Source organism: Edwardsiella sp. A.80236, from assembly GCF_044540725.1.
Lineage (GTDB): Bacteria > Pseudomonadota > Gammaproteobacteria > Enterobacterales > Enterobacteriaceae > Edwardsiella > Edwardsiella tarda.
The window spans coordinates 141,639-150,378 of sequence record NZ_JBIUCY010000008.1; the positions used below are offsets into that span (position 1 = coordinate 141,639).

Here is an 8,740-nt window from a genome sequence, read left to right on the forward strand (position 1 = left end):
TTACTTAAATTTTTATGCTAAAGATGTGCATTTTTATGTGTCGTGTCAACCGACTCCCATTCCCCCCTCTTCGATAAGCATCGATGCTGCTCCCCCTTGATTAAACAAGCCTGCTCGCCTAGGTGGGCCGTACTCGCTCTCTGGGAATGCCCATCCGTGGTTATCTCAGTCGTTGTATTCGGCACACTCCGTGAGCATGCGATGCCAGAGCATTCGCTCTCGTTACGATGCTATCGTGGTTAAACGCTATGGTGAGATCCGCTATGGCCGTGAGGTAGGGGGGTTATTCCACCGGGTAAGATGAGCCGTGTCGTTAAGCCATAGTTGTGACAGTCAGGTGGTGGTGTTTGGGATGAGCCGTGGCGATTTAGTATGCGAGTGGAATATAAAAAAACCGGAGCGATATTAGCTCCGGTTTTTCATCAAGAGTCACTATCCTGTCTACTCCGGCTCTAGCCATCTTCGTTATCGCAGGAGAGTGAGTCTATAAGATTAGTTGATAGCGACTACGTTTACTGCGGAAGGGCCTTTAGGGCTATTCTCTACAGAGAACTCAACTTTTTGACCTTCATCCAGAGTACGGAATTCATTGCTTTGGATCGCAGAGAAGTGAACGAAAACGTCCTTGCTGCCATCAGCAGGAGAGATAAAACCGAAGCCTTTATCGGCGTTGAACCATTTTACAGAACCAGTCATTTTATTAGACATTATTTTTACCTTCTAAATTTTGTGAGTCACACAAGGCGACGAAAGAGGCCTGCTCGGATAGAAAAGCTTACTAAGGCATTGAAGGAGGAGACTCACGACGAAGGGTAATCAGATGATAACTCTGGAACTGAGGCTACTTAACTAAAACTGCTTTACTAAGGTCTGTTCTGCAAACCGTGACGCTATTAACGCATAGTGCCTCAGTAAGTACAAGATTTATTTTAGCCATCCGGATGGACTGATGCCTGACACTATCATCGGTCTGATATTTTAACTTGTAGAATGATTATGTTAATGATTAACGGATGAGACAGAAATAAAGGCCACGGCGTGGCCTTTATTTCATTGTTTTATTTGAAATTATTTAAAAGGAAAACCCTGACTTAGCGTCAACAGGTCATCAGTTAAAACCCAGGCGGATAAGATCGAGTGGATAGAACAATCCCTCCATCCCCTCAATAGACACACAGGCGGCGCGGCGTAGCTGTTCTGCGGATTGGTCTGTGCCGTGGATTGCGGTGATAACACCCGTAGCGCCATTGGCCGCCACCATGACGTAGCTGCCGATAGTGATAGCGTTACGGTTGCGATCATAGGTTCTCATCGTTTCCTCCTTTCACTTTGGTCAATACTGGGGCATAAAAGCGGGAATTTAATAGCCGCAAAACTAACGAGGTGCCTTGAGCCTCATCAAAAAATAACAGGGCTGGTCTAATAATGGGCGGCAAAATAATCAATTCGTCAATTAAATGAGCCACGATGGCGGGGGCATCGTGGCGCGCCTCGCGCTGAGGGTAAACTCGACTCAACCTCGCTGAGGCGTTAGCGACGAGCTATACAGCCTGTGGCCGTCCTGTATAGACGTGAAGAGCTGACATCGGCGATGCCAATACATGTCGAGCGGTATAGTGGGTGGTGCGGGTTAACGCGCCACAGGTCTCGTAGCGATGTGTTTGGTCTATTAATAGTGATAATAATACAGAGGGTTATCGTTTGGCGCGCTGGGGAAATGTATGATGACAACATCAACAATAGGCACGTGGCGGCATTAGTTTATCGATATTAGCTATACATCTATCTGGATGGCTAAAATAGCCCTTGCTATAAGTTTTTATTTATGGATAAATGACGGCTCTTGGTTTGCAGTACAGAACCGAAGCCGTTTCTTAGCAGTACTCAGTCAAAGCAATATCACTAGATACCTTTCTTTTATCGAGTCTTCTCTCTCATTCGCTTCAAAAAATCTGTAGTACAGACCCATTAGCGCCAAGGGCGAAAATTAAAGGAAGTATTTATGTCAAGTGTAATGACTGGATTAGTTAGATGGTTTGCCACGAATAAAAGCTCTGGTTTTATTACGCCAGATAATGGTGGGCAAGAGGTGTTTATTCATTTCTGTGTTCGCAGGAATATAGGGTGTCGAAAGTTTGTCGAAGGGCAACGAGTTACCTTTGAACTACAAACTGATGCGATGAAGCGGTTGTCTGCAATCAACTTACTGGCATTGTAATATTATCAATGCGAGACTTGTAATAAATTTATCCAACATGATAGTAAGTCAAAGATTAAACATTAAGTTAGCTGATTTTCATGCTCTATCGATACGGTAGCGATGCAGCTATTAACCTGGTCAGTGATGGGTGGCGGATAACTCTACCTGCGCCGGTTTTATCCTAATCCTGTCATGATCACCAGCCTAGTATTTATTACGACGCTATTATTAGCGTCGTGCGTGCTATAGCCAGTTACCGAGCCGCGTTGTTTTTGATAGACAGAAAACTCGCTGGGCTAGAGACATCTATTTATACTCTGTACTAGAGCTGGAACAGCTCTCCGCCAGGAGATAGGCGTCGATGTATCAAACATCTCGCTGAATGTTTATTCTTATACCCCCTAGCGGCTTTATGCTCCTTTAGCGCGCCAAATCATGAGTGAGACAGCTATCCCCGGCAGATGCCGGGGATTATTGGTGATGTCTTACAGTGATCGATTACAGATGACTAATGATTGGCCAGCACCACTCGCGATGGAAATCGCGTACAAATAACCGGTGGTTAAGCCGGTGGTATAGCGTTGCGTGCTGCCTCTTAACTCTTTACTCCAGGTTTGATCAGAGGGGAATCCTGCAGCCGGGTAGTTGGCCATGGCTCCCCATTCGGTCCATAAGCCGCCGATGCCACGATCTCCAGGAGATAAGTTAAAGGTTGTATTGGTTACCCGCGTATAGCTGGGAACCTGATAGCCATTTCCCTGAGTACTACACCAAGCATCGGCGCCATCTGCATTCATATAATTCCAGGTGCCCGCGCTGATAAACCAGTCTCGGATATCGAAATGATAGGTCAGCGTATCGCCGCCATCTTTGGCCGTGGCGGTGAGGGTGACTGGTTGCCGGGTCGCTGGCTCAGCGATGAGCTGTACCTCGCCGCTAGGGGAAATACTGACCCACCCCGGGGCAGAACTTGACCAGGTATACGCTGAGTTTCTAGCGGTATCATTATTGATCTGCAACTGGAATTTAGCGCCAATAAACCCGGTGCTAGGGAATCCCTCGTTAACGGTAAAGATCTTGCCATTGACCAAGACCCCGGTTAACACGTCATAGGGTGCAAAGGTCGTTATGACGGTGGCCTGGTTGTTGTTGCTCAGGGTGGCGCTGATATGACTGGGGCCTGCGGTCAGGCTGGTGAGGGTGACGGTGACATAACCGTCCGCGTCGGTAGTGGCCTGCTGGGCGCTCAGGGTGGCGCCATTATCGGCGCTAAACTGCACCGTCTGGTTAGCCAGTGGATTGCCGTTGGCGTCGGTGACGCGGGCGCGCACCGCGTTTTGGGCGTTGCCGTCGGCCTTGGCGTTGTCCTGGGTGACCGTCAGGTTGCCGTTGAGGATCGTCGCACTGGCGTCGTCGGCGACGAAGGTGGTGGTGACGCTAGCCTGGTGGTGGTTGCTCAGGGTGGCGTTGACGTGGCTGGGGCCGGCGGTCAGGCTGGTGAGGGTGACGGTGACATAACCGTCCGCGTCGGTAGTAGCCTGCGGCGCGCTCAGGCTGGCGCCATTGTCGGCGCTAAACTGCACCGTCTGGTTAGCCAGTGGATTGCCGTTGGCGTCGGTGACGCGGGCGCGCACCGCGTTTTGGGCGTTGCCGTCGGCCTTGGCGTTGTCCTGGGTGACCGTCAGGTTGCCGTTGAGGATCGTCGCACTGGCGTCGTCGGCGACGAAGGTGGTGGTGACGCTAGCCTGGTGGTGGTTGCTCAGGGTGGCGCTGACGTGGCTAGGGCCGGCGGTCAGGCTGGTGAGGGTGACGGTGACATAACCGTCCGCGTCGGTAGTAGCCTGCGGCGCGCTCAGGCTGGCGCCATTGTCGGCGCTAAACTGCACCGTCTGGTTAGCCAGCGGGTTGCCGTTGGCATCGGTGACGCGGGCGCGTACCGCGTTTTGGGCGCTGCCGTCGGCCTTGGCGTTATCCTGAGTGACGATTAAGTTGCCGTTGAGGATCGTCGCACGGCTATCGTCGGCGACGAAGGTGGTGGTGACGCGGGCCTGGCTGTGGTTGCTCAGGGTGGCGCTGACGTGGCTGGGGCCGGCGGTCAGGCTGGTGAGGGTGACGGTGACATAACCGTCCGCGTCGGTAGTAGCCTGCGGCGCGCTCAGGGTGGCGCCATTATCGGCGCTAAACTGCACCGTCTGATTGGCCAGTGGGTTGCCGTTGGCATCGGTGACGCGGGCGCGTACCGCGTTTTGGGCGCTGCCGTCGGCCTTGGCGTTATCCTGAGTGACGATTAAGTTGCCGTTGAGGATCGTCGCACGGCTGTCGTCGGCGACGAAGGTGGTGGTGACGCTGGCCTGGCTGTGGTTGCTCAGGGTGGCACTGATATGACTGGGGCCTGCGGTCAGGCTGGTGAGGGTGACGGTGACATAACCGTCCGCGTCGGTAGTGGCCTGCGGCGCGCTCAGGGTGGCGCCATTGTCGGCGTTAAACTGCACCGTCTGGTTAGCCAGTGGATTGCCGTTGGCGTCGGTGACGCGGGCGCGTACCGCGTTTTGGGCGTTGCCGTCGGCCTTGGCGTTATCCTGAGTGACGATTAAGTTGCCGTTGAGGATCGTCGCACTGGCGCCGTCGGCGACGAAGGTGGTGGTGACGCGGGCCTGGCTGTGGTTGCTCAGGGTGGCGCTGACGTGGCTGGGGCCAGCGGTCAGGCTGGTGAGGGTGACGGTGACATAACCGTCTGCATCGCTGGCGGCCTGTTGGGCGCTCAGGGTGGCGCCATTGTCGGCGTTAAACTGCACCATCTGGTTAGCCAGTGGGTTGCCGTTGGCATCGGTGACGCGGGCGCGCACCGCGTTTTGGGCGTTGCCGTCGGCCTTGGCGTTGTCCTGGGTGACCATCAGGTTGCCGTAGAGGATCGTCGCACTGGCGTCGTCGGCGACGAAGGTGGTGGTGACGCTAGCCTGGCTGTGGTTGCTCAGGGTGGCGCCGACGTGGCTGGGGCCGGCGGTCAGGCTGGTGAGGGTGACGGTGACATAACCGTCCGCGTCGGTAGTAGCCTGCGGCGCGCTCAGGCTGGCGCCGTTGTCGGCGCTAAATTGTACCGTCTGGTTAGCCAACGGATTGCCGTTGGCATCGGTGACGCGGGCGCGCACCGCGTTTTGGGCGCTGCCGTCGGCCTTGGCGTTGTCCTGGGTGACGATTAAGTTGCCGGCGAGAATAGTCGGCACGATCTCACGCTGTGATTGTAATACCTGAATACGGGTCGTACTCAGGTTAGAGCGATGGCCTTTGATGTCATAGGCGATGACATCGATGTTATAACGGTTTTTTCCCTGTTGATTATAGGGAGGATAGATCAGCGCCAGGCTATTATTAGGCAGTACGTTAATCGAGCCTCCCGCCAGCAAGAAGCTGGCGGTATTCTGCCAGTCGAGATAATCGATGGCATGTTTACTGTTGATGCTGACTTGGATGGTGGCGCTTTCGCCGGCATAGCCCTCTAAATACTCGGTGCTGCTGATGCTCAGCAAATTAGGTTGCCGATACGCTAATACGATGTCGTTGTTGCGTTCGACGAAGTCGTGGCGCGAGTTGGCGATGGTACGCATGGCGGCAACCCGAGAGGAATCGAGTTGGGCGGAACCGTCATCGGCCAGACGATAGGTAAGGGTAGCGCTAACCTGGGTATCATGTTGGCCTCCTTTGCCGCGTCGCTCATCGAGGCCGAGGGTTAACAAGGGAAACGGCGTGTAATTGATACCCGCGGTGAAGGCATAGGGATTCGCTTGCAGTGTGTTGCGTCCGAATAGGGCAACGTGATCGCCGCGATACTGTTCGTAGATGAACGCGCCCCCTAACTGGGGCAGCATAGGTAGCCAACCATTGATCCGAATATCGAAACCGTTGGCTGGGCGTTCATCATAATCGGCGATATCGCGTGATGCGCGCCAGTCACTCAGGCGCAGATACTGGTTGCCGGAGAGACGCCAATAGTCGGTCCATGCCTCTAGGCCGAGTCCTAATCGACGGTTGTGGCCACTGAGATCATAATCATAGAAGCTGTTGACACCCAGTAGCCATCCCCCTTGCAGGGTACGTACACCTAGCCCGGCATTGAGGGTGTTACGCCGATCTTTATTTCTTGCACCCAGCTGGCTGAAAACGGTCCAGCTCTCATCATTGTAGAGGGGAAGTAGCCAATCGAACGCACTGTCCTTTAGGGTGAAGTTTTTATCGACGTTGAGCTGTACTCTGGCATTGCCATAGCGGCTTAACCAGGTTTGGATTTCATCGTTTGCCGCTTGCGTTGCCATCGTCCGTGCTATGCCCGAGGCCGCATCGGAGGTCGGGTGGTTGGCGAGTGATTGGCCGAGTAGGCCGACTGTGGGTATCAGTGAGTTATGCGCGGCAGATTCGTCACCCTGCTGGGGCGCAGTCGGCGAGGTCGCCACATTCTGTGGCGGTGGATCCTGTGCCGTGCCGCTTAGCGGCATGACGAGCAGGCCCAATGAGAGCGCGCCTTGTCGTAAAGGTTTTAGCCAGACCATCATGTTCCGTAGGGTAGCGCGCGTGTCAGTGGCAAGCTGTGGCGAGGCAAGATTCAGATGGGGATGGGGGGATTGGTCTTTCATAATATTTTCTCATCGAACACATAAACCGGGGACAATCGTGTTAAATCGGGGCTTATCAGCCAGGGTGGAATTGTGACTGGAGCCATGATGTGCCTTGAGTAAAAGACGCAAAAAATGACAAAATGCGCACGATATGTTGCCTCATTGTTGAGGAAGGATGAGCGTGATGATGCAATGGTTAGAACATATAACGAAAACTATTGCATGCGCTGGAAAAAATAAAATATAAAAATGCAATATTAAGTATGGCTATTTAGCGGCCATTAATATTTTAAATGCTGGTGGTAGAGTCTAACTCAATATTTATCTCTTATTTTTTGCCAAAGGTATGGAATTGGTCGATGGTTCTGGATCTTCCGCGAGGGAGTGCATAGAATGCGGCGCCGTGAACTTTATTTTCTCTGTGTCAGCTAATTTATTATTTTAAATTTTATTTTTGTATTAATTCATTTTTGAAATTTATTTAACTGGAGATGATAAACGTTCGTAGGGTATGGTGCTTCATCTGCACCAAAATGATCAGTTAAATAGAGTAGTGGAATTAAGTGACTAAGATGCAAGTATTACAGAATCAGGAAGGTTTTTATCAGTGGTTTACACAAGCATTTTTATTTGATGACGCAATTATGGCCGAAGGATGGGTGAGTGAGGATGAGATGCGCGCCTTAGCAAAGACGATGGCACCGCAGAGCTACCCTTGCCTAGCGATAATGTATCCGGGATCGCCTCATGCCGATTCGCCACAGGCCGTCTATTTCTATCGTGAACAACTGCTGCTATGGCTGGCGCAATTCATACCCTGCCAGACCTTGGCGGATGAGGCGAGAGAGTGACACGGAGACGTGTGCTCAGGTTAACATGTATTATAGCGGGTCAACCCACTCGCCGTCGTGAGGCGGCGAGTGGATTGATAAATTATTTTTTATAGATCTCCACAAATGCAGTCTTGTGATCGCTGGAGTCCCCCAAAATGCTTAATACTCGGAAGTAGCATTGATCGGGTTGAATACCTAATTTATGACATTGCTTGTCGATGGCTTGCACAGCTTTACTATCGCCAACCGTCGGAAGTCCCGCTTGTTGGAGGCTAAGCGAGGCTACTTTAGTATAACCAGCGGTATCCATACTATTGATTTGTGTGGCGGCAAAGGCAGGAACGCAGAATAGGGTGCAAACAGCAATAATCGATTTTAATTGCTTCATAGACAGATCCTTTATTCCATTAATATAGTTTAGGGAAACTGCGTGTTAGCTAACCGGCATGTTTCAGTATAGGTTAGTCACGTTATAATGCCAGTCGCCAACCATCTAAATTTATTTTTTAGCACTTTTAGTTATTGTTTTATTTATCATGTCATTGTTATCGCGTTTATTGGGTTTGTCTGACGCCTCCTCCGCTTGCCGCTAATCAGAGGTGAAATAAGATCGTGGCGGCAAGGCGAGCGAGTCGGCCCCAACCGGCTGGCAACAGGAACAGGAGTAGCAAGAGATAGAGTAAGGCAAAGCGGGCCGATGGCGACAAGAGCAGCAGGGGCGAGCGGAGTCGATGCATGGTGATGTGCCCTAGCGGGAGTGGTGATAGCTCTAGCGTAGCGTGTCGATATGGCATAAATGTGACAGTCAGGGTGACGACGTAAAGCGTCCAGGATGGCGGTGACGCGTTTTCTCGTCATAGGGTGTCAGTAAATTGCCGATTGTCTGCACGAAGTGGGCTAAAAAGCGGCATTCGATCGTGCAACGGATAAATTTTTGATGACGCGGTGCGTGAAATCCGTAGAATACGCCTCACCCGATGAGAGTCGCTTGTCAGTCACATCGGTCGGCATTTTTGCCTGATGCGGGAATAGCTCAGTTGGTAGAGCACAACCTTGCCAAGGTTGGGGTCGCGAGTTCGAGTCTCGTTTCCCGCTCC

General features: G+C 52.2%; 7 protein-coding genes and 1 tRNA gene. 3 read left to right on the forward strand and 5 right to left on the reverse strand.

From position 1 onward, the window contains the following. Window positions 1-492: 492 nt before the first annotated feature. Entirely contained in the window at window positions 493-708 is a 216-nt protein-coding gene (locus tag ACEQFP_RS09115) for a cold shock domain-containing protein (protein ID WP_005284516.1), read from the reverse strand. Window positions 709-1,108: 400 nt separating this feature from the next. Then, entirely contained in the window at window positions 1,109-1,312 is a 204-nt protein-coding gene (ydfZ, locus tag ACEQFP_RS09120) for a putative selenium delivery protein YdfZ (RefSeq protein WP_005284519.1), read from the reverse strand. A 690-nt stretch (window positions 1,313-2,002) separates the two neighbouring features. Between ydfZ and ACEQFP_RS09125 the strand changes: the two genes are divergently transcribed. Continuing rightward, window positions 2,003-2,218, forward strand: coding sequence for a cold shock domain-containing protein (locus ACEQFP_RS09125; protein WP_370545897.1), 216 nt, complete (start codon window positions 2,003-2,005; stop codon window positions 2,216-2,218). A gap of 467 nt (window positions 2,219-2,685) precedes the next feature. Here the strand turns inward: ACEQFP_RS09125 and ACEQFP_RS09130 are convergent, their stop codons facing one another. Beyond that, window positions 2,686-6,828: an Ig-like domain-containing protein gene (locus ACEQFP_RS09130; RefSeq protein ID WP_370545896.1), complete on the reverse strand. Its 4,143-nt coding sequence runs from the start codon at window positions 6,826-6,828 to the stop codon at window positions 2,686-2,688. A gap of 554 nt (window positions 6,829-7,382) precedes the next feature. On the opposite strand from ACEQFP_RS09130, the gene ACEQFP_RS09135 reads away from it, so the two are divergent. Further along, window positions 7,383-7,661 (forward strand): hypothetical protein, encoded by a 279-nt coding sequence (locus ACEQFP_RS09135; RefSeq protein ID WP_370548685.1) that lies wholly within the window; start codon window positions 7,383-7,385, stop codon window positions 7,659-7,661. A gap of 82 nt (window positions 7,662-7,743) precedes the next feature. Here ACEQFP_RS09135 and ACEQFP_RS09140 read toward each other — a convergent pair whose 3' ends face one another. After that, on the reverse strand, window positions 7,744-8,031 hold the full coding sequence (locus ACEQFP_RS09140) for a hypothetical protein (protein WP_205438380.1): 288 nt from the start codon (window positions 8,029-8,031) through the stop codon (window positions 7,744-7,746). A 205-nt stretch (window positions 8,032-8,236) separates the two neighbouring features. Beyond that, window positions 8,237-8,380 carry a hypothetical protein gene (locus tag ACEQFP_RS09145; protein ID WP_370545894.1) on the reverse strand — a complete coding sequence of 48 codons (144 nt, stop codon included), beginning with the start codon at window positions 8,378-8,380 and terminating at the stop codon, window positions 8,237-8,239. Between the two features lie 285 nt (window positions 8,381-8,665). Here ACEQFP_RS09145 and ACEQFP_RS09150 point away from each other — a divergent pair. Continuing rightward, window positions 8,666-8,738: transfer RNA gene (locus ACEQFP_RS09150), tRNA-Gly, on the forward strand. The last annotated feature ends 2 nt before the right edge of the window (window positions 8,739-8,740 follow it).

Bases quoted from the DNA above. Each gene is read 5' to 3' on its own strand.
- ACEQFP_RS09130 (WP_370545896.1), bottom strand. From the start codon at position 6,828: ATGAAAGACCAATCCCCCCATCCCCATCTGAATCTTGCCTCGCCACAG.
- ACEQFP_RS09140 (WP_205438380.1), bottom strand. From the start codon at position 8,031: ATGAAGCAATTAAAATCGATTATTGCTGTTTGCACCCTATTCTGCGTT.
- ACEQFP_RS09125 (WP_370545897.1), top strand. From the start codon at position 2,003: ATGTCAAGTGTAATGACTGGATTAGTTAGATGGTTTGCCACGAATAAA.
- ACEQFP_RS09135 (WP_370548685.1), top strand. From the start codon at position 7,383: ATGCAAGTATTACAGAATCAGGAAGGTTTTTATCAGTGGTTTACACAA.
- ydfZ (WP_005284519.1), bottom strand. From the start codon at position 1,312: ATGAGAACCTATGATCGCAACCGTAACGCTATCACTATCGGCAGCTAC.
- ACEQFP_RS09145 (WP_370545894.1), bottom strand. From the start codon at position 8,380: ATGCATCGACTCCGCTCGCCCCTGCTGCTCTTGTCGCCATCGGCCCGC.
- ACEQFP_RS09115 (WP_005284516.1), bottom strand. From the start codon at position 708: ATGTCTAATAAAATGACTGGTTCTGTAAAATGGTTCAACGCCGATAAA.